Source organism: Ruegeria sp. CF2, from assembly GCF_056537385.1.
The window spans coordinates 456026-474397 of record NZ_JBQFRL010000002.1; the positions used below are offsets into that span (position 1 = coordinate 456026).

Annotated in this window: 17 protein-coding genes; 8 read left to right on the forward strand and 9 right to left on the reverse strand. The window is 62.9% G+C overall.

Annotated elements, in window-relative coordinates; all coding sequences use genetic code 11:
- Positions 1-142 precede the first annotated feature (142 nt).
- Positions 143-1048, forward strand: coding sequence for an EamA family transporter RarD (rarD, locus tag ACR0IR_RS13265; RefSeq protein ID WP_170364289.1), 906 nt, complete (start codon positions 143-145; stop codon positions 1046-1048).
- Here the strand turns inward: rarD and ACR0IR_RS13270 are convergent.
- Positions 1039-1746 carry an SGNH/GDSL hydrolase family protein gene (locus ACR0IR_RS13270; protein ID WP_367647674.1) on the reverse strand — a complete coding sequence of 236 codons (708 nt, stop codon included), beginning with the start codon at positions 1744-1746 and terminating at the stop codon, positions 1039-1041. The genes rarD and ACR0IR_RS13270 overlap by 10 nt on opposite strands.
- A gap of 7 nt (positions 1747-1753) precedes the next feature.
- Positions 1754-2164 carry a nuclear transport factor 2 family protein gene (locus ACR0IR_RS13275; RefSeq protein WP_170364290.1) on the reverse strand — a complete coding sequence of 137 codons (411 nt, stop codon included), beginning with the start codon at positions 2162-2164 and terminating at the stop codon, positions 1754-1756.
- A 94-nt stretch (positions 2165-2258) separates the two neighbouring features.
- Here ACR0IR_RS13275 and ACR0IR_RS13280 point away from each other — a divergent pair, with 94 nt between their 5' ends.
- The 4 genes from ACR0IR_RS13280 to ACR0IR_RS13295 all read left to right on the forward strand — a co-directional run bounded on the left by ACR0IR_RS13280 (position 2259) and on the right by ACR0IR_RS13295 (position 5237).
- Entirely contained in the window at positions 2259-2906 is a 648-nt protein-coding gene (locus ACR0IR_RS13280) for an RluA family pseudouridine synthase (RefSeq protein WP_170364291.1), read from the forward strand.
- Positions 2907-3035: 129 nt separating this feature from the next.
- A complete protein-coding gene (locus ACR0IR_RS13285; protein WP_480779125.1) occupies positions 3036-3707 on the forward strand; it encodes a YiaD family glycine zipper/OmpA-like lipoprotein in 672 nt (223 codons plus the stop codon).
- A gap of 136 nt (positions 3708-3843) precedes the next feature.
- Positions 3844-4386 (forward strand): NADPH-dependent FMN reductase, encoded by a 543-nt coding sequence (locus tag ACR0IR_RS13290; protein WP_170364293.1) that lies wholly within the window; start codon positions 3844-3846, stop codon positions 4384-4386.
- A gap of 38 nt (positions 4387-4424) precedes the next feature.
- Positions 4425-5237 (forward strand): HTD2 family dehydratase, encoded by an 813-nt coding sequence (locus tag ACR0IR_RS13295; RefSeq protein ID WP_170364294.1) that lies wholly within the window; start codon positions 4425-4427, stop codon positions 5235-5237.
- Here the strand turns inward: ACR0IR_RS13295 and ACR0IR_RS13300 are convergent.
- On the reverse strand, positions 5229-6263 hold the full coding sequence (locus ACR0IR_RS13300; RefSeq protein ID WP_170364295.1) for an NAD(P)/FAD-dependent oxidoreductase: 1035 nt from the start codon (positions 6261-6263) through the stop codon (positions 5229-5231). The two genes, ACR0IR_RS13295 and ACR0IR_RS13300, sit on opposite strands and share 9 nt — an antisense overlap.
- 55 nt (positions 6264-6318) lie before the next feature.
- Between ACR0IR_RS13300 and mnmC2 the strand changes: the two genes are divergently transcribed.
- Together mnmC2 and ACR0IR_RS13310 are read left to right on the forward strand one after the other, a co-directional pair.
- A complete protein-coding gene (gene mnmC2, locus ACR0IR_RS13305) occupies positions 6319-6984 on the forward strand; it encodes a tRNA (5-methylaminomethyl-2-thiouridine)(34)-methyltransferase MnmC2 (protein ID WP_170364296.1) in 666 nt (221 codons plus the stop codon).
- Complete coding sequence (locus ACR0IR_RS13310) at positions 6981-7850, forward strand: DMT family transporter (protein WP_170364297.1); 870 nt, start codon at positions 6981-6983, stop codon at positions 7848-7850. Before mnmC2 ends, ACR0IR_RS13310 begins: the two co-directional genes overlap by 4 nt.
- Here the strand turns inward: ACR0IR_RS13310 and ACR0IR_RS13315 are convergent.
- Entirely contained in the window at positions 7824-9797 is a 1974-nt protein-coding gene (locus tag ACR0IR_RS13315) for a lytic transglycosylase domain-containing protein (protein WP_170364298.1), read from the reverse strand. The genes ACR0IR_RS13310 and ACR0IR_RS13315 overlap by 27 nt on opposite strands.
- Before the next feature lie 133 nt (positions 9798-9930).
- Between ACR0IR_RS13315 and dapA the strand changes: the two genes are divergently transcribed.
- The gene (gene dapA / locus ACR0IR_RS13320) at positions 9931-10803 is read left to right on the forward strand and encodes a 4-hydroxy-tetrahydrodipicolinate synthase (RefSeq protein ID WP_170360872.1); all 873 of its coding nucleotides are present in this window, start codon (positions 9931-9933) and stop codon (positions 10801-10803) included.
- A 74-nt stretch (positions 10804-10877) separates the two neighbouring features.
- Here dapA and ACR0IR_RS13325 read toward each other — a convergent pair whose 3' ends face one another.
- The 5 genes from ACR0IR_RS13325 to xsc form a co-directional block, all read right to left on the reverse strand.
- A complete protein-coding gene (locus ACR0IR_RS13325; RefSeq protein WP_170364299.1) occupies positions 10878-11750 on the reverse strand; it encodes a dimethyl sulfoxide reductase anchor subunit family protein in 873 nt (290 codons plus the stop codon).
- Position 11751: 1 nt separating this feature from the next.
- Entirely contained in the window at positions 11752-12501 is a 750-nt protein-coding gene (locus ACR0IR_RS13330; RefSeq protein WP_170364301.1) for a 4Fe-4S dicluster domain-containing protein, read from the reverse strand.
- A 112-nt stretch (positions 12502-12613) separates the two neighbouring features.
- The gene (locus ACR0IR_RS13335; protein WP_170364302.1) at positions 12614-15433 is read right to left on the reverse strand and encodes a molybdopterin oxidoreductase family protein; all 2820 of its coding nucleotides are present in this window, start codon (positions 15431-15433) and stop codon (positions 12614-12616) included.
- A gap of 90 nt (positions 15434-15523) precedes the next feature.
- Positions 15524-16531 carry a phosphate acetyltransferase gene (pta, locus tag ACR0IR_RS13340; RefSeq protein WP_170364304.1) on the reverse strand — a complete coding sequence of 336 codons (1008 nt, stop codon included), beginning with the start codon at positions 16529-16531 and terminating at the stop codon, positions 15524-15526.
- 21 nt (positions 16532-16552) lie between these two features.
- Complete coding sequence (gene xsc / locus ACR0IR_RS13345; protein ID WP_170364307.1) at positions 16553-18328, reverse strand: sulfoacetaldehyde acetyltransferase; 1776 nt, start codon at positions 18326-18328, stop codon at positions 16553-16555.
- Positions 18329-18372: the final 44 nt, after the last annotated feature.

An 18372-nucleotide genomic window follows, 5' to 3' on the forward strand; every position in this document is an offset into this window, starting at 1 on the left:
CCGAACATGGTTCCGCCGGTCGCACCCCTGACCACAGGGCTGCCGACCCATCACAATTCGTTATGGGCGTCTTCAAGCTTTTCTGAGTTTCAATGGCAAAGGACTTTGCCTAAAGACGGGGGGTATCAGCTGGAGACCATTCATGGCCGAGCGCCCGACCCAAGCCCAGAACACGGATTCGCCAAAAGGCCTTGCGCTGGCTGTTACGGCGTATGTCCTTTGGGGTTTTCTGCCGCTCTACATGAAGGCAATGGCGCATATCGGTCCCGTCGAAATCGTGGCGCATCGCATCATCTGGTCGGTACCGGTGGCCGGGCTGTTGCTGGTGGCGCTGGGGCGAACGGGTGATCTGAAGGCGGCGCTGCGCGATCCGCGCATGTTGGGAATGGCATGCCTGACGGCGGCCCTGATTTCAGTGAACTGGGCTATCTACGTCTGGGCGATCGCCAGTGGCAACGCTCTGGACGCGGCGCTGGGGTATTATATCAACCCGCTGTTCAGCATAGCGCTGGGAGCGATCATGCTGCGCGAGTCCCTGACCCGAACACAGTTGATTGCCGTGGGGCTTGCCGCCTTGGGCGTTCTGGTTCTGGTGGTCGAGGCCGGCCGTCTGCCATGGGCGGCGCTGGGGTTGATGGTCAGCTGGGGATTCTACGCGTTCTTCAAGCGCTCGTTGCCCATCGGACCAAACCAGGGATTCCTGCTTGAGGTTCTGATTCTGTTGGTTCCCGCGCTGGCTTACGTAACCTGGTTGGGCGTGCAGGGCTCCGGACATTTTGGAGGCGCCGCAACGGATACCATGCTGTTGGCCGGGGCAGGTATCGTGACCGCCGTTCCGCTGCTGGTCTATGCCAACGGGGCCAAGCTGGTGCGACTTTCGACCATGGGCATCCTGCAGTACATCGCGCCGACCATGATATTCATCACGGCGATCACGCTGTTTGGTGAGCAGATCGACCGCGGGCGCATGATTGCCTTTCCGCTGATCTGGGTCGCACTGGTTGTCTATTCAGTGCCCATGATCCGTCAGGTGCGCGGTCAGACCTGATCGAGGATCATTCGCGCGGCCTGCTCTGCCCAAAGGCGATAGGCTTTGGGGCTTGGGTGATAGCCGTCCACAGCGGCCAAGGCCGGATCGTCGGGCAGGTGCAGTGCCAGATGCCGGGCCTGTGGAAAGCTCGCGATCACCTCTCTCAGCCCTTCGTCAAGGCGCGCGGATTGCCGGCCCAGAACCCATGCCAAGGGCTGTGGCAAGGCCGGGAACCGATCCATCTGCGGGACGCCCGTCACGATCACAGTCCGCACGCCCAGATCGACGGTAAGCAAGCGCATCAACTCTGCCTGCTGCCGTTTGAACCGGTTGCAGGTCACGGCTCGGGTGACGTCGTTGACGCCCAAGGCCGTAACAGCCGCGTCAAACTGGCCTTCGATCCTGCGCAGGTCTTCGATCGTGTCACCGGTCGTGTGGCCGGTCGTTGCAACAAGGCGCCACTCCACGCTGAACTGGCGGCCGAGCAGTTTAACCAACTGGCCCGACAGCGCCTGTTCCTGAGTGCCTGCCCCAACACCTGCGGCTGAACTGTCGCCGGCGATCAGCAGGCGCAGTCTCGGCCCGCGGCCTTGCCGGCCCTCACGCGCACCAGCAGGTTCGGGCAGCCCCACGGCCCTTCGCCGCACCAGCAGAGCCTGTGCCGCCAGCACCGGCAGCAGCGGAACTCTCAGAAGCTGATCGGCGGCAATGGGCACGGATGGCTCAGCTCAAAGCGTTACGAAATTCCAGGAACCGGGGGTCTTTCATGACGCGCGCCATCATGGCCTCGCGCAGGGCGCCAACGGTCTTGTAGGGACGCATGGCGACTTCGAATGTCTGAATCAGCCCGTCGTCGTTGAGCGTGATCAGGTCAACGCCAACCGCGTCCAGTTCACCCACCTTGCATTGAAACTCCAATGCCCAGTCTTTGCCATCGCCCATGATCCGGCGGTAGCGAAACTCGGAAAAAACCTGTCCAACATGACCCAATACCGCCGCCACCGGGGCGCGGCCTGTCCAGGTGCTGTAGTAGGTCGGCGGAAGGAACTGCACGTCTTCGGCCAGCAATTCATGGATCAGGCTCTCGTCGCCCTTGGCGACCACTTCCTGCATTCGTTCGATCGTCGGTTGCATGTCATCTCCTCTGCCTGGCGCGAGAGTTGCCGAGAAGCCTTCTCTTCGCAAGGACGACGTTGCGAGAGGCGGCGCCCTGCGATAGGCAGCGCGCATGAGCGATACCTATGATCCCCCCAAAACGCCGCTGGACGTGCTGCACGAGGATGCGCAGGTGATCGTGGTGAACAAGCCGGCGGGCCTGCTGTCGGTGCCCGGCCGTGGAGAGCACCTGGCCGATTGTCTGCTGGTCCGTGTGCAGGCCGCATTTCCGCAGGCCTTGCTGGTCCACCGGTTGGACCGCGATACCTCAGGCGTCATGATCTTTGCCCAGACACCGCACGCTCAACGGTATCTGGGGCAGCAATTCGAAAACCGGCAGACACGAAAAACCTACGTCGCCCGCGTGTGGGGCCGGCTGGAACCCAAAACCGGCACGGTAGACTTGCCGTTGATCGTGGATTGGCCCAACAGGCCGCGCCAGATGGTGTGCCACGAGACCGGAAAGCCGGCGGTCACGGATTGGCGGGTCGTCCGGTACGACGGGGACACCACCCGCGTTCGCCTGTTTCCAAAAACCGGTCGCTCGCACCAGTTGCGGGTCCACATGCAGGCACTGGGCCATCCGATCCTGGGCGACCCGTTCTATGCCGAAGGACCAGCGCGCGATTTCCCCAGGCTGATGCTTCATTCCGAGGAATTGCGCGTCAAACACCCTGAGGATGGCATATCGATGAAATTTCGCGCGTTGCCGGATTTCTGAGCGCCTTCGGGGCGGCGGGTATTCGCCGATCTCACGTTTTTGTCGCTTGAGCCTGTTTGTGTCAGGCGTGCTATAATCACGTCAAACACGTAACCCGGAAAAACGGGTGCAGGAGCAGAAGGTGAACCCATGAAAATTTCCAGATTCTTGCTGCCGGTCGGGCTGAGCGCCGCATTTGTGCTGGGGGCCTGTACCGACCCCGGTACATTGCGGGTTCAGGACGACCCGAACCAGAACGCCAAGCAGGGAGCGTTGCTGGGCGGTCTGATTGGCGCCGGTGTTGGCGCCATCGCCAATGACTCGAACCCTGGGCTGGGTGCCGTTTCCGGTGCGGCCATTGGTGCTGCCGGCGGCGGGTTGATCGGCAACCAGTTGGACCGGCAGGCAGCCGAACTGCGTCAGCAACTGGCCAATGACGGTATCACGATCGTCAACGCCGGAGACCGGCTGATCGTCACGGTTCCGAATGACATTACCTTCGATACCGACAGCGCCACGGTCCGGCCTGCGCTGAGAGCGGATCTGGTCCGCGTGGGGCAAAACCTGGTGAACTATCCCAACTCGAACGTACAGATCATCGGGCACACCGACAGCGATGGTGAAGCCGGCTACAATCAGATCCTGTCCGAACGCCGCGCCAATTCGGTGGCGGATGTTCTGCAGGCCAATGGCGTCAGCTATGCGCGTATCGCCACGATCGGCCGCGGTGAAAACCAACCGATCGCCTCGAACCTGACGCCCGAGGGCAAGGCGCAGAACCGCCGGGTCGAGATCGTGATCGTGCCAAGCGGCAACGCCTGAGCCGATCAACAGCAAACCGCCGGGGGCCGCCGCGAGCGGCCCCTTTCTTTTTGCACATTGACTGCGCGTCAGGCGGGCTATGGTTTGCGGTCGGGATGACTAAACTGCAGCCGAAACACATGACGGAGATATCCTGATGTCCGAACCGATCCTTCTGGGCCTGTCCGGCTCGTTGCGGCAGAACGCCACCAATCGACGCCTGATCCGCGAAGCGGCGCGCCTGTTCGGCGCGGGAACGTTCATCGAAGCTGATCTGAACCTACCGCTCTATGATGGAGATGCTGAGGAGGCCGAGGGGGTCCCGGCCGAAGTTCAGATCATGGCGGATCAGATCGCCAGTGCCCATGCGGTGGTCATTTCCACTCCGGAATACAACAAGGGGCCGTCAGGCGTTCTGAAGAACGCGCTGGACTGGGTCAGCCGGACCAAGGGTAATCCCTGGGCCGACAAACCGGTTGCGGTGATGTCAGCAGCGGCGGGCCGGGCCGGAGGCGAACGGGCGCAGATGATCCTGCGGTCTTTCATGGTGCCGTTTCAGCCGCGCATCCTTCAGGGCCCCGAAATTCATCTGGCCGACAGCTCGAACGAGTTCGACGATGCAGGTCGGTTGCGCAGCGACCGGTACGAACGGACGCTGGGCCAGTTGATGGAGAAGCTGCGGGCCGAAGCAGGTTTCTGAGCCTTGTCGGGCTGGCCGGGCCTGCTTAGGGTGCGCCCATGACGGATCAAGTTTCCTCGGAAATTCAACATGACGTGATGGACCCTGCCCGGGCGGCGGCGTTTCAGGTGGCGTTGGGGCAGGCACCTTCGATCGGTATGGGCACGTCGCTGCCGCCGTTCTTTCACCAGCTGTATTTCTGGTCACCGCGCCCGCCCGGGGACTTGGGGCGCGACGGCCATCCCGCGGTGGGCCGAGGGCTGGTACCCGACCTGGGTCTTCCGCGTCGGATGTGGGCCGGTGGGCGACTGCGGTTCGCCGCTCCGCTGATCGCTGGCACACCAGCGGAACGCCGCTCGACCTTGAGCAATGTAAGCACCAAGACCGGACGGACTGGGCCCTTGGGGTTTGTGACCCTCAAGCACGAAATCTGGCAGGACGACACGCTGTGCCTGACCGAATGGCAGGACCTTGTCTATCGCGAGGATCCGTCGGCCGATGCACCAAAACCAGCGGCCCCGGTTGCCCGGACGGACGAAACAGACCTGCGCCAGGTCGCGTTCGACACCACGCTGCTGTTTCGGTACTCGGCGCTGACTTTCAATGGCCACCGCATCCACTATGACCTTGACTATGCCCGCGATGTCGAAGGCTATGCCGGGCTGGTGGTTCATGGACCGCTTCTGGCGCAGCACCTGATGCTGCTCGCCACTGATCTCATGGGGCCGCTGGCCGAGTTTTCCTTTCGCGCGTCCTCTCCGCTGATGCATTTCGAGCCTGCCACGCTGTGCCGAAACGGGAACGATTTTTGGGTCCGCGGTCCGGACGGTCGGCAGTGCATGCAGGCCGTGGCCCTTCCACGGTCACAGTGACGCCTCGGGGCGGAAGGCTTCGGGGATCGAATCCTGTCCGTTCAGTACAAGGTCTGCCATGACCTCGGCTACCTTTGGGGCCATGCCGAACCCGATCTTGAAGCCGCCATTGGCAATGAACTGACCCTTGTGCAGCGGGTGTGCGCCCAGCATTGGCGCTCGGCTCTTGCTGCGGGGGCGGACTCCGGCCCAACGCTCGATCACCTCCGCGCCGTGTAGAACAGGAACCGCCTGCAACGCGCGCTGGATCACATCGTCAAGCGCAGCATCGGTGCCGGTCGGGTCGTCATAGTCCCGCTCGGACGTCGAGCCGATGGCCAGTGTCCCGTCGGCGTGGGGCACGAAATGGATCGACTCCGCAAACAGCTGCGGCACCTGGCCCGCGTCGAACCGCAGCAGTGCCGCCTGTCCCTTGACCCCGTTTCCGACCGCCTTGCCGAAAGCATCGGACAGTTCCAACAGGCCGGACACCCCGGTCGCATGAATGACTGCCCCGGTGTCCGGGGCCTCGGGCACGACCTCAACCCCCATCACGGCCAGCGCGGCCACCAGCGCTGCGCAGGCCCGGCGTGGATGCATGCGTGCACTCAACGTATCGTGGATGACGAAACCCGTTGCGCTGGGCGGGCACCATGATCCGACCGAGCGCGCCTCGACCACGGTCCATTCAGCCCGACCCTGCCAAAGGTCGCGGGCCGAGGCCGCACGCTGATGCGCCAGGTCGAGGCTCTTTGGGTCGTTGATGGGCTGGATCCGCCCCAGACGCGCATAGCCGGGCGAAACGCCGCCGGTGGCTTCCACCTGTCGCCAGAACGGTTCGGCCATCAGCAGGCTTTCGAATTGAAATGCTTTCTTGTCGTTCCAGTTTTCCGGAACGTGCGGGGCAAGGGCACCCACCAGCCCACCGCTGGACCCTGAACCCGCGCCGTAAGGATCGACGACCCGGACCCTGGCGCCACGTCGCGCACAGGTCCAGGCGATGGACAGGCCGAATATCCCAGCCCCGCGGATCGTCACATCGACCATTGCCAATCCCCTTTTCCTTGTTCAGTGTCGCACCGCTTAGCTACAGGAATTCCCGATGGCAGACCAGCGCGCCAAATTGTCGTGGAGGGATGAGACAGTCCCTGTTTCTGATCGTTTCGACGACCCCTATTTCAGCCTTCAGAACGGGCTGGAGGAGACCCGTCATGTCTTTTTGCAGGGCAACGATCTGCCCGCGCGCTTTGCCCCCGGTTTTCACATCGCCGAGCTGGGGTTCGGAACCGGACTGAACATGCTGACCGCTTGGTCGGAATGGGAGAAGTCCGGGCAATCGGGTCCGCTGACGTTCACCAGTTTCGAAGCCTTTCCGATGGCCCCTGCCGATATGAACCGCGCGCTTGCGGCCTTTCCCGAGCTGGCGCCCTGGGCCGACCGGTTCCTTGACCGATGGCAGGGTGGCGGATGTGATTTGGACACGCTGCGTCTGACCGTGATCGAAGGTGACGCCCGCCAGACGCTGCCCCTTTGGGACGGGCTCGCCGATGCCTGGTTCCTGGATGGATTCTCGCCCGCCAAGAACCCTGAGCTGTGGCAGCCGGAACTGATGCGGCAAGTGGCGGTCCATACAGCGCCCGAAGGGACGGCTGCCACCTACACCGCAGCCGGGTTCGTGCGGCGTGGGTTGCAGGATGCCGGGTTTTCGGTATCCCGCGCGCCGGGATACGGCCGCAAACGGCACATGATGCGGGCGACCAAGGCATGACCCAGACAAACAACGTGCGGGCGGGTATTGCGCTGATGATCGCGGCCACGATCGTGTTTGCGCTGCAGGACGGCATCTCGCGCCATCTGGCCGGCACGTACAACACCTACATGGTGGTCATGCTGCGATACTGGTTCTTTGCGGCTTTCGTGATTGCCTTGGCGGCGCGTGCACCCGGTGGTCTGGTAGCCGCCGCCCGGACGCGGCAACCGGGCCTGCAGATCTTGCGCGGCCTGCTGCTTGCCGGCGAGATCTGCGTCGCCGTCTACGGCTTTACCATTCTCGGTCTGATCGAGAGCCAGGCGGTGTTCATCTGTTATCCGCTTCTGGTCGCCGCGCTCAGCGGCCCTGTGCTGGGCGAGAAGGTCGGCTGGCGGCGCTGGTCGGCCATCGGGGTCGGATGCGTTGGCGTGCTGATCATTCTGCAGCCCGGCATGGGTGTTTTCAATCCGTGGGCAGTGATCCCTCTGATCTCGGCGCTGATGTTTGCGTTCTATGGTCTGTTGACCCGCTATGCTGCGCGTCAGGACAGCACCGCAACCAGTTTCTTCTGGACCGGGATCGTCGGAGCATTGGTCATGACCTGCATCGGCCTGTGGTTCTGGGAGCCGATGGTGCCGCGGGATTGGTTCTGGATGGGGCTGCTGTGCATTACCGGCGTTCTGGGGCATTGGCTGCTGATCAAGTGCTACGAGATGGCCGAGGCCAGCGCCGTACAGCCCTTTGCCTATTTCCACCTGATGTGGAGCGCAATCCTGGGCATCACGATCTTTGACGAGACCCTGCGCCCCGCGGTGATCGCGGGGGCGGGGCTGGTGGTAGCGGCGGGTCTGTTCACCCTATGGCGCGAACGCAGACAGGGTTGATCCGACCAACTCCTGCGAGAAGGGGATCGGCAGCGCGGGTTTGCCCAGCCTTGCGCGGTAAACAGGCAGGCTCTCGGTCACCCGCATCACATAGTTGCGGGTCTCGTTGAAGGGGATCGTCTCGATCCAGTCGACGATATCCACCGCGCCGGTCCGCGGGTCGCCGTAGCGGTCCATCCATGATTTCGGGCGATTGGGGCCGGCATTGTAACCTGCGGCCATCATCACGACGTTGCCGTTGAATTCAGCAGCCAGCCCGGCCAGATAGTTTGCCCCCAGTTTGGCGTTGTATCGCCAATCCGAGGTCAAACGTCCCGTCTGATGGCCGCTGAGAATGCCAAGTTCCTGCGCGACCAGCTTGGCGGTCGCAGGCATCACCTGCATCAGGCCGCGCGCGCCGGCACCGCTGATCACGACCGGGTCGAATTCGCTTTCGCGGCGGGCGATGGCCAGGGTCATTTCCTTGGCCATTGGCAATCCGATATCCGCAACGGGATGGACTGGATAATACGCCGCGGGCAATACGACTCCATTCGTCGCGGCCCGTTTGGCGATCATCACCGCCAGATGCGGCTCCTTCAACTCGACCGCCAGATCACCCAGCTGGCCGGCCTGCACCGGATCCAGGCTCTCGACCAGGTGCGTCAGGAACCGTTCGCCCAATTCCGGCTCACCAGCTCGTATCAGCAGCAGCCCCGCCTCAAGCACACTGGACTTGGCGAACTCGGCTTGTTTCCAATGGGGCGCCCGGCGCGGGTTGGCCAGGTCGCTGTCAAATGGCCGTCCGATCTGTTCTGCAGCCAACAGACCATAGAACGAGGTCTGATAGTCGGCGCCGATTGCATAAGCCTCGTAGGCTTTCTCGGCGTTTCCGGTTGCGGCGTAGGCCCGGCCCAACCAATACCCGCCCCGACCCATCGAGATCGGAGACTTCACAGCCCCCAGAAAGTTCTGGAAATGCCGAACGGCCGTGGCCGGGTCGTTCAGCTTGCGCAAAGCCAGGAAACCCGACAGCCACTCGAGGTCGGCATAACCATACCCCATCTCGGGTGTCATGTGGTGATTGGCGGCGATGGCATAGGCCCGGTTCGCATCACCCTGACGCATTTCCAGCCGAGCCAGCCTGCGTCGCCCTTCGGCCCACATGTCGGGTTCGCCCAGTGCCTGCGGGCTGGTCGAGCGCGCCAGCATCAGATCAATGGCGCTGTCGTCCAGCTCTTTGCGGTCCCGCCATACGAACCGGTCAAAGGCCAGCCCCGGATCATCGGCAAGCGCCTTCGGAACGGCGGCAACCTTGCCATCCACGCCGGGTTGGCGCTTTTGCAGGGCGATCCGCGCTTCGGCCAGTTTGCGGTAGTCTTCGCTGACCAGCGGCAGCATCTGGGCCGAGCTGATCAGATGACCATCCCACAGCATTCGGTCCAGACGAGCCTCGTGATGCGGTTTCAGCAGTGACCCGAAGTTCTGAACGTAGTCCTGCTGCAAGCCCGAGCCCATCGGCATCGTCCGCCAGGCAGTGACGATATCCGCCTCGGCCTCACCGGTTCGGCCTTTGGCCTTCAGTGCCACGGCATAGTTCAGAGCTCCTTCGGCAGTCTGTGGCGGGTTGTCCTTGTAGAACTTCAGCACCCGGTCCGGGTCCGCGCCGGTAAAGGACGGCTCGCTTTTGCGGCGCAGCCAGGCAAGGCCCGGCCAATCGGGCCGCCGGTCCAGAAAGACCAGAACATCGCCAGAGCTGCCGAACCCTTGGCGCAGCCAGTGCCACACGATGATGTCGCGCGCGACCGAGCCGCGGGTGCCGGCCACGCGCAAGGCGGCGTTCCAGTCGCCTTTGCGCATTTCGGACATTGCGGCCCGAAGATCGGAAACCGCATCGGCCCGCACGACCTGAGTTTGAAGCGTCAAAGCTAGAATCATCGTCGCGATCAGCGACAGAATCCGTGTCATCCCTTGCATTTCCCGACCAACCGAGGATACAGCCATTCAGGATAAACCTTGCGCCGCCGGGATCAACTCAAGAAACCTAAATTCGTGTCGGCCCGCGGCGCGCATCACACGATTGAACCTCAAGGAGCGTTCCATGTTCAAAGGCTCGATGCCAGCTCTCGTCACCCCGTTCCGCAACGGCGAGTTGGACTTGGATACGCTCAAACAATTGGTGGAATGGCAAATTGCCGAAGGGTCGACCGGTCTCGTGCCCGTCGGCACGACCGGCGAGAGCCCGACGCTGAGCCACGAGGAACACGAAACCGTAGTGGCCGAGGTGGTCAAAGCCGCCGCGGGGCGCGTGCCGGTCATCGCCGGGGCCGGGTCGAACAACACGGTCGAAGCCATCCGGTTCGTGCGATTCGCACAGAAAGTGGGTGCGGATGCGGCCCTGGTCGTCACGCCCTACTACAACAAGCCGACTCAGAAAGGCCTGTTGTCGCATTTTCGGGCACTGCATGACTGTGCGGATATTCCGATCATCATCTACAACATTCCGGGCCGCTCGGTCATCGACATGAACCCGGACACCATGGGTGCGCTGGCGCAGCTGCCTCGGATCATCGGTGTCAAGGACGCCACGGGGGATCTTGCCCGCGTAAGCCAGCAGCGCGCTGCCTGCGGCAAAGACTTCTGCCAGCTTTCGGGTGAGGACGCGACGGCCCTCGGTTTCAACGCTCATGGTGGCGTCGGCTGCATCTCGGTCACCGCGAACGTGGCCCCCAAGCTGTGCGCCGAGTTCCAGCAGGCGACCCTGTCGGGCGACTATGCGACGGCGCTGGAGTATCAGGATCGGTTGATGCCGCTGCACGAGGCCATATTCATCGAACCGGGCCTGGTGGGTGCGAAATACGCGCTCAGCAAACTGGGACGCTGCACCGAAGAAGTGCGGTCGCCGCTGACGACGCTGGAAGACAGCACAAAGGCCGCGATTGATGCCGCGATGGAGCATGCTGGCCTGATCTGATCAGGCTTGTTCCGAAAGAAAAAGGGCGGTGTCCGGGAGAACCGGCACCGCCCTTTGCTTGCCTGCTGAGCGACTTAGCGCTTGCCGTAGTACAGCCCGACCACATGTTCGGCCTGGGCAAAGAAAAGCCAGCGCGAAGTTGCGATACCCGCCATATGAGACAGCACCGCCAGCGCTCCGACCAGGTGGTTGAACGGCAGGATCAACAGACCGACGGGAACCACGAAGGCCAAAGCAAAGGAAATGGCCCGCAGCTTGTCTGCGTGTTTGCGTCCGACAACGTGAACGAATTCGCGCAGCAGATAGTTGGTTCCTGTATGCGGCGGTTCAAACGCGCGGACAGAACCTCTGTCGCCAAGACCAGTTGCCGTACCAAGATTGGTTCCCGAGTTGGCCAAGGCCTGATCGCCCGAACGCCAGTACAGAATCTGAACCAGCGCGGCGATCAACAGCAGCGGGATCGCAAATGCGGTCTGCCCCGCCAAAAGCGCGCCGCCGGCCACGCTGAAGCTCAGAAACATCACAGGCGTCAGTGTCAGGTTCCACCGCGGGATCGTCTTGAGTTGCGTGTAGATCATCGAGGTCGTGAATACGGTCGCCAATGAGAGCAGCGAACCGATCAGACCCAGACCGGACCAGCGTTGGTCCAGAAAGATCACGCCGATCGCATAGAGCCCCATGACCAAAAGGGCCAGAACTGCGCACCAGCCCTCGCGGCTGAGCCAGCTTGTCTTCCATTGGGTGAACGCCTTGAGCGCGCGCTCGGGGTGGCCGAGGTGAAAGGTCGAGGCCATGAGACCACCCACGGACAGCGCATAGGCGATGGCGAAGAACACGAAGGCCACCCAGCCCGAGACATTCGGAAAGCCGAGGCCCAGGAAAAACAGCAGGCCGAAGCCCAGCCCCGACAGGGTGGTGAACAGGATGACGGAAGGTGCGGGATGCATGTCAGAGCTTCTCCAATGCCTTGTCCAGCCAGCCAAGGAAGCCCTTCGGCTCGTCGGCGATCGGCGCCAGCAGGGGCGCCAGGATGTCGATCTGCTCTTCGACTGTATCCTTGGGGCGGGGTGGCAGGTATTTGTTGACCGGTTTGGTGCCCATTTCGGGCATCAGATCCATTCCGCCGCGCTCGGCCACCAGTTGGCTGACCGCGCTGTCGGGGTCGCCCAAGTCACCGAAATGGCGGGCCCCCGCGGGGCAGGTCCGCACGCAGGCGGGAACGCGGTCTTCCTCGGGCAGGTTGTCGTTGTAGATGCGGTCAACGCAAAGGGTGCATTTCTTCATGACACCCTCTGCGGCGTCCAGTTCGCGCGCGCCATAGGGGCAGGCCCAGGCGCACAGGCCACAGCCGATGCAGTCGCTTTCGTTGACCAGCACGATCCCGTCCTCGACCCGCTTGTAACTGGCGCCGGTGGGGCAGACGGTGACGCAGGGCGCATCCTCGCAATGCAGGCAGGATTTCGGGAAATGGATCAGCTGGGCGGCACCTTCGGCCGGCTGCACCTCGTAGGAGTGCACCCGGTTCAGGAATGTGCCCGAGGGGTTGGCGCCATAGGCGTCCTGATCGGACAGGGGGGCGCCGTAGTTCTCGGTGTTCCAGCCCTTGCAGGAGATCACGCAGGCATGACAGCCGACGCAAGTATCCAGGTCAATGACCAGGCCCATTTTTCGCTCGGTGGATTGGGGAAGTTGGGTCATGGCGTCTGCTCTTTGTCGAGGGCCGGGGCCGAAAGGGGGGCAACCCCCTCCTGAGCCGCTCGGCTCAATTCATCCCCGGAGTATTGCGGGCCAAATGGAGTGTGGGGCAGCGTCATTTGCCAACCTTCCATGCGAGATCCTTGGGGCCGGTGCCGACCGGAGATTTGATTGGCGGGAATTCCGGCTGGCTTTGGGCGTCTGCCGGTGCTTCGGCTTTTTCGATCTTGACCTTGAGGTCAAACCACGCGGCCTGTCCGGTGATCGGGTCGGAATTGGCCCAGCGAAGACCGTCGCCCTTGGGTGGCAGCAATTCGTGGATCAGGTGGTTGAGCAGAAAGCCCTTGGTCGCCTCGGGTGCGTCGGGCTGCAACGCCCATGCCCCTTTGCGTTTACCGATGGCGTTCCATGTCCAGACGGTGTTGTCGTTCAACGCAGCCATTTCTATCACCGGCACAGTGATTTCTCCGTGCGGAGAACTGACTTTGGCCCAGTCCCCGTCCTTCAGTCCGTGTTCGCGCATCAGCTTGGTGGGAACATATAGCGGGTTGCGCCCGTGCAGTTGCCGCAACCAGGCATTCTGCGTGCCCCAGCTGTGATACATCGCCATGGGGCGCTGGGTCAGGGCGTTGACGGTAAAGCCTTCGTTTCCGGTCTGGTCGGTCTCGTACCAGATCGGAAGCGGGTCCATGGTTTCCGTGATGCGGCCGCGCAGGTGGTCGGGCGGCTGGCGGTCACCATGGCCTTCGGCTGCCAGCTGGAACTTGCGCATCGGTTCGGAATAGAGCTGGAACAGGTAGGGTTGCGGACTGTCATACAGGCCCATTCCCACTGCCCAGTCCTGATAGGCGGCGTTCCAGGGTTTGTAGAACAGGGCCTCGTCCGGGATGTGTTCCAGGTAGAAGCCGCCATTCTCGATGTAGCGGTCCAGTTGGTTCGGGTTCACGTCGCCCCGACCCACCTGCGAGCCATCTGCGCCGCGGAACCCAGCCAGCGGGCCGATCCCGGGCTTACGCTGGTGGTTGACCATGTAGTCGGCGTAGTCCGTATACTTGGCCGAGCCGTCCTCATCGGTGAAGCCCGGCAGACCCAGCTTGTTGGCCAGCTGGATCAGCACCGTCTGAAATCCGCGCACGTCGCGATCGGGTTCGATCACCGGCCAGCGGATCGCATCTGCGGCTCCGTCGGCCTCGCAGATCGGGCGGTCGAGGAGCGAAATGCAGTCATGGCGCTCCAGATAGGTGGTGTCGGGCAGGATCAGGTCGGCATAGGCCACCATTTCCGAGGAATAGGCGTCGGAGTAGATGATCCGCGGGATCACGTAGTCTCCGTTGTCATCCTTGTCCGTCAGCATCTCGATCACGCCCTTGGTGTTCATGGTCGAGTTCCAGGACATGTTGGCCATGTACATGAACAGCGTGTCGATCTTGTAGGGATCGCCCGCGTGAGCATTCGAAATCACCATGTGCATCAGCCCGTGGCTGGACATCGGATTTTCCCAGGTAAAGGCCTTGTCGATGCGCGCCGGGCTGCCATCGGCCTTCAGGGCCAGATCTTCGGGGCCGCGCACGAAACCCAGATGCGGGCCGTCCAGGGGCGAGTTTGGCGTGACCTTGCAATGGGGGGTCGGGTGCGCCTCGACCGGCTTCGGATAGGGCGGCTTGAAGCGGAACCCACCCGGGACTTCGACCGTGCCAAGCAGGATCTGCAGCACGTGCAGCGCGCGGCAGGTCTGGAATCCGTTGGCATGGGCCGAAACGCCGCGCATCGCGTGCATGGCCACCGGCCGGCCGATCATCTTGCTGTGCTTTTCGCCCCGGAAGTCAGTCCATTCCTGGTCCAGCTCAAAGGCCTCTTCAAAGGCGACGCGCGCCAGCTCACCGGCGATGGCGCGGATCCGGCTGGCGGGTACGCCGCAATCCTCGGCCACCGCTTCGGGGGCGTATTCGTCGCTGAGGTATTTTTCCGCCATCAGGTGGAAGACCGGGCGGTGGGTGATGCCGTCTATGTCATAGGTGGCGGTCAGGTCGGGCCGGACGCCCGGTTTGTCGAAGGCCGTCGGTTGCCCCGTGACCCGGTCGATCACCAGCGGCTTGCCGTCCGCGTCCCGCAGAAACAGGCCCTTTTCAGAGCCTTCGGCGGCGTTGATCAGCACCGGCGCGTTGGTATAGCGGCTCATGTAATCCAAGTCGATCTTGCCGGCTTTCATCAACACATGGATCAGCGACAGGATGAACAGCCCGTCGGTCCCGGGCGTGATGCCGACCCAGTCATCGGCCACTGCGTTGTAGCCGGTGCGGATCGGGTTCACCCCAATCACGCGGGCACCACGCGCCTTGATCTTTCCGATGCCCATCTTGATCGGGTTGCTGTCATGGTCCTCGGCCACGCCGAACAGCATGAACAGCTTGGTGCGGTCCCAATCGGGCTGGCCGAATTCCCAGAACGCGCCGCCCATCGTGTAGATGCCGCCGGCCGCCATGTTGACCGAGCAGAAACCGCCATGGGCGGCATAGTTGCAGGTGCCGAAATTCTGGGCCCAGAAGCTGGTAAAGGATTGCGACTGGTCACGGCCGGTGAAAAAGGCCAGCTTCTCGGGGTTGTCCTCGCGCAGCGGCTTGAGCCAGCCGACGGCGATGTCCAACGCTTCGTCCCAGCTGATTTCCTCGAACTCACCCGACCCGCGCGGACCCACCCGCTTGAGCGGAGCGCGCAGGCGTGACGGGGCGTTGACCTGCATGATACCCGCGCTGCCTTTGGCGCACAGAACCCCCTTGTTCACCGGGTGGTCACGGTTGCCCTCGATGTAAGCGACCTTGCCATCCTTCATGTGGACGTTGATCCCGCATCGGCAGGCACACATGTAGCAGGTTGTCTTGCGAACCTCGTCCGAGACCTTGGGAGACGTGTCGAGCATTGGCTGCTGATGGGTCATTTGCGGATCCAGTCGTTTGCGTCGGGACGAACTTGTCACTTTCAGCCCGGATTTAGAATACTGTTCTGACGATGGCGCCAGATTTGATGGTCATGTTCCCAATGCCTGCAGCACGGTCACGGCGATCATCTGTTCGACATCCTCGGCGCTGCAGCCGCGGGACAGATCATTCGCCGGTCGGGCCAGACCCTGCAGCACCGGGCCGATCGCCATGTATCCACCGATCCTCTGGGTGATCTTGTAGCTGATGTTCCCCGCGTCCAGATTGGGAAAGATCATGACGTTGGCCTTTCCGGCCACTGTCGATCCCGGAGCCTTTTTCTGGCCGACGGGGGGGTGAAAAGCCGCGTCGAATTGCAGCTCGCCGTCGACATGCAGCTCGGGATGCTGTTCGCGCAAAAGACGTGTTGCCTCGGTGACCTTGTCGACACCGGGATGTCTTGCGCTGCCTTTGGTCGAAAAGCTCAGCATCGCCAGCGACGGCTGTTCCCGCAGGATGGCCCGGGCCGACTGGGCCGAGGCGGCTGCGATATGGGCCAGCTCCGATGCGGTCGGATCAATCACGAGCCCGCAATCGGAAAACAGCATCGCGCGCGCATCAGGTCCGCCCTGGTCCGGCGGGTACATCAGGAAAAACGAGGACACCAATCCGGCATCCGGGGCCAGGCCGATCACCTGAATCGCCGTTCGAACTACATAACCGGTCGTGTGGACAGCGCCACCGACCGTTCCCGTGGCGCGCCCTGTCCGGACCAGCATGGCCGCGTAGACCAAGGGCGTTTCGGCGGCGGACCGGGCCGACACCGCATCCACGCCCTTGTGCCGGCGCAGATCGTGGTAGATGGCCGCGAACTCCTCGGTCAGCGGCGACTCGGTCGGGTCATGGATGGAAAGGCCATCGCCCGGTGCGGCGCCCTGCGCCTGCAACTCGGTCTCGATTTCTGCCCGCGGTCCGACAAGGATGATGTCGGACAGCCCTGCGGACCGGGCGGCAAGCGCCCCCGCAACGATGCGGGGATCACTGCCTTCGCTCAGAGCAACGATTGGCCGGATTGCCGGAGCTTGCTGACGCAACAACTCGATGGGTGTCAGGGTCATCCGCTCCAGCTCCGTTCCCGCTCAGACCTGCTGCGGCACCATGTCGTCGGCCGAAATGCCGGCCACGGCCACAGGCTTTTTCATCGCGTCGCGGCGGAACGGCTCACCCAGTTCTTGGTTGATCAGGGCTTCGATCAGGGTGGTGATGCCGTTCTTCTGGTCTTCGATGGCCTGGTTCAGGGCGGCGGTCAGCTCGTCCATGGTGCGAGCGACGACACCCTTCAGGCCGCAGGCTTGGGCGATGCCGGCATAGGACACTTTGGTGTCCAGTTCGGTGCCAACGAAATTGTCGTCGAACCACAGGGTCGAGTTGCGCTTTTCCGCGCCCCACTGGTAGTTGCGGAACACGATCTGCGTCACGGCAGGCCATTCCTCGCGGCCGATGGCGGTCAGCTCGTTCACCGCGATGCCGAAGGCGCCGTCACCGGCAAAACCCACTACGGGCACGTCCGGGCAGCCGATCTTGGCGCCGACGATGGCGGGCAGGCCATATCCGCACGGTCCGAACAGGCCGGGGGCCAGATACTTGCGACCTTCCTCAAAGGACGGGTAGGCGTTGCCGATGGCGCAGTTGTTGCCGATGTCCGAGCTGATGATGGCTTCTTTCGGCAGCGCGGCCTGAATGGCGCGCCATGCCATGCGGGGGCTCATCCAGTCGGGCTTGGCCGCGCGTGCGCGCTCGTTCCAGCTGGTACCGGGATCGTCGTCCTCGTGGTCCATGCTGCTGAGCTGCTGGGCCCAACGCGACTTCTTCTCGGCAATCTTGGCCTTGCGCTCGGCGCGGCCTTCGTCTCCGGCCGTGTCGCTCAACTGGTTCAGGATGCCGGTCGCCACCTTGGCCGCGTCGCCAACGATTCCGACCGAGACCTTCTTGGTCAGGCCGATCCGGTCGGGGTTGATGTCGACCTGGATGATCTTGGCGTCGGCCGGCCAGTATTCCATGCCATAGCCCGGCAGGGTCGAGAACGGGTTCAGGCGGGTGCCGAGGCACAGCACCACGTCGGCTTCCTTGATCAGTTCCATCGCTGCTTTGGATCCGTTGTAGCCCAGCGGACCGGCAAACAGCGGATGGCTGCCGGGGAAGGCGTCGTTGTGCTGGTAGCCGACGCAAACCGGCGCATCCAGACGCTCGGCCAGGGCCTTGGAGGCCTCGATGCCGCCTTTGGCCAACACCACGCCCGCTCCGTTCAGGATCACGGGGTTCTTGGCGTTCGACAGCAGTTCGGCGGCCTTTGCGACAGCGGTTTCACCGCCTGCGGGACGCTCGAAATCGACGACCGCGGGCAGTTCGACGTCAATGACCTGGGTCCACATGTCACGCGGGATGTTGATCTGGGCCGGGGCGCTGGCGCGCTTGGCCTTCATGATCACGCGGTTCAGAACCTCGGTAACGCGGGATGGATCGCGGACCTCTTCCTGATACGCGACCATGTCCTCGAACAGCTTCATCTGTTCGACTTCCTGAAAGCCGCCCTGTCCGATGGTCTTGTTCGCGGCCTGCGGGGTGACCAGCAGCAGCGGTGTGTGGTTCCAGTAGGCGGTTTTGACGGCAGTGACGAAGTTGGTGATGCCGGGGCCGTTCTGTGCGATCATCATGGACATCTTGCCGGTGGCGCGGGTGTAACCGTCGGCCATCATGCCGGCGCTGCCTTCATGAGCGCAGTCCCAGAACATGATCCCGGCCTTGGGGAACAGGTCCGAGATCGGCATCATGGCCGAGCCGATGATCCCGAACGCGTGTTCGATGCCGTGCATCTGCAGAACCTTAACAAAGGCCTCTTCTGTCGTCATTTTCATTTGGACGCTCTCCAAGCAATGGTGGAAACGGTCAGGCGATACGC

Excerpts from the sequence above, each read along its gene's own strand:
- rarD (WP_170364289.1), top strand. The coding sequence starts at position 143 with ATGGCCGAGCGCCCGACCCAAGCCCAGAACACGGATTCGCCAAAAGGC.
- ACR0IR_RS13275 (WP_170364290.1), bottom strand. The coding sequence starts at position 2,164 with ATGCAACCGACGATCGAACGAATGCAGGAAGTGGTCGCCAAGGGCGAC.
- ACR0IR_RS13280 (WP_170364291.1), top strand. The coding sequence starts at position 2,259 with ATGAGCGATACCTATGATCCCCCCAAAACGCCGCTGGACGTGCTGCAC.
- ACR0IR_RS13285 (WP_480779125.1), top strand. The coding sequence starts at position 3,036 with ATGAAAATTTCCAGATTCTTGCTGCCGGTCGGGCTGAGCGCCGCATTT.
- ACR0IR_RS13290 (WP_170364293.1), top strand. The coding sequence starts at position 3,844 with ATGTCCGAACCGATCCTTCTGGGCCTGTCCGGCTCGTTGCGGCAGAAC.
- ACR0IR_RS13295 (WP_170364294.1), top strand. The coding sequence starts at position 4,425 with ATGACGGATCAAGTTTCCTCGGAAATTCAACATGACGTGATGGACCCT.
- ACR0IR_RS13300 (WP_170364295.1), bottom strand. The coding sequence starts at position 6,263 with ATGGTCGATGTGACGATCCGCGGGGCTGGGATATTCGGCCTGTCCATC.
- mnmC2 (WP_170364296.1), top strand. The coding sequence starts at position 6,319 with ATGGCAGACCAGCGCGCCAAATTGTCGTGGAGGGATGAGACAGTCCCT.
- ACR0IR_RS13310 (WP_170364297.1), top strand. The coding sequence starts at position 6,981 with ATGACCCAGACAAACAACGTGCGGGCGGGTATTGCGCTGATGATCGCG.
- ACR0IR_RS13315 (WP_170364298.1), bottom strand. The coding sequence starts at position 9,797 with ATGACACGGATTCTGTCGCTGATCGCGACGATGATTCTAGCTTTGACG.
- dapA (WP_170360872.1), top strand. The coding sequence starts at position 9,931 with ATGTTCAAAGGCTCGATGCCAGCTCTCGTCACCCCGTTCCGCAACGGC.
- ACR0IR_RS13325 (WP_170364299.1), bottom strand. The coding sequence starts at position 11,750 with ATGCATCCCGCACCTTCCGTCATCCTGTTCACCACCCTGTCGGGGCTG.
- ACR0IR_RS13330 (WP_170364301.1), bottom strand. The coding sequence starts at position 12,501 with ATGACCCAACTTCCCCAATCCACCGAGCGAAAAATGGGCCTGGTCATT.
- ACR0IR_RS13335 (WP_170364302.1), bottom strand. The coding sequence starts at position 15,433 with ATGACCCATCAGCAGCCAATGCTCGACACGTCTCCCAAGGTCTCGGAC.
- pta (WP_170364304.1), bottom strand. The coding sequence starts at position 16,531 with ATGACCCTGACACCCATCGAGTTGTTGCGTCAGCAAGCTCCGGCAATC.
- xsc (WP_170364307.1), bottom strand. The coding sequence starts at position 18,328 with ATGAAAATGACGACAGAAGAGGCCTTTGTTAAGGTTCTGCAGATGCAC.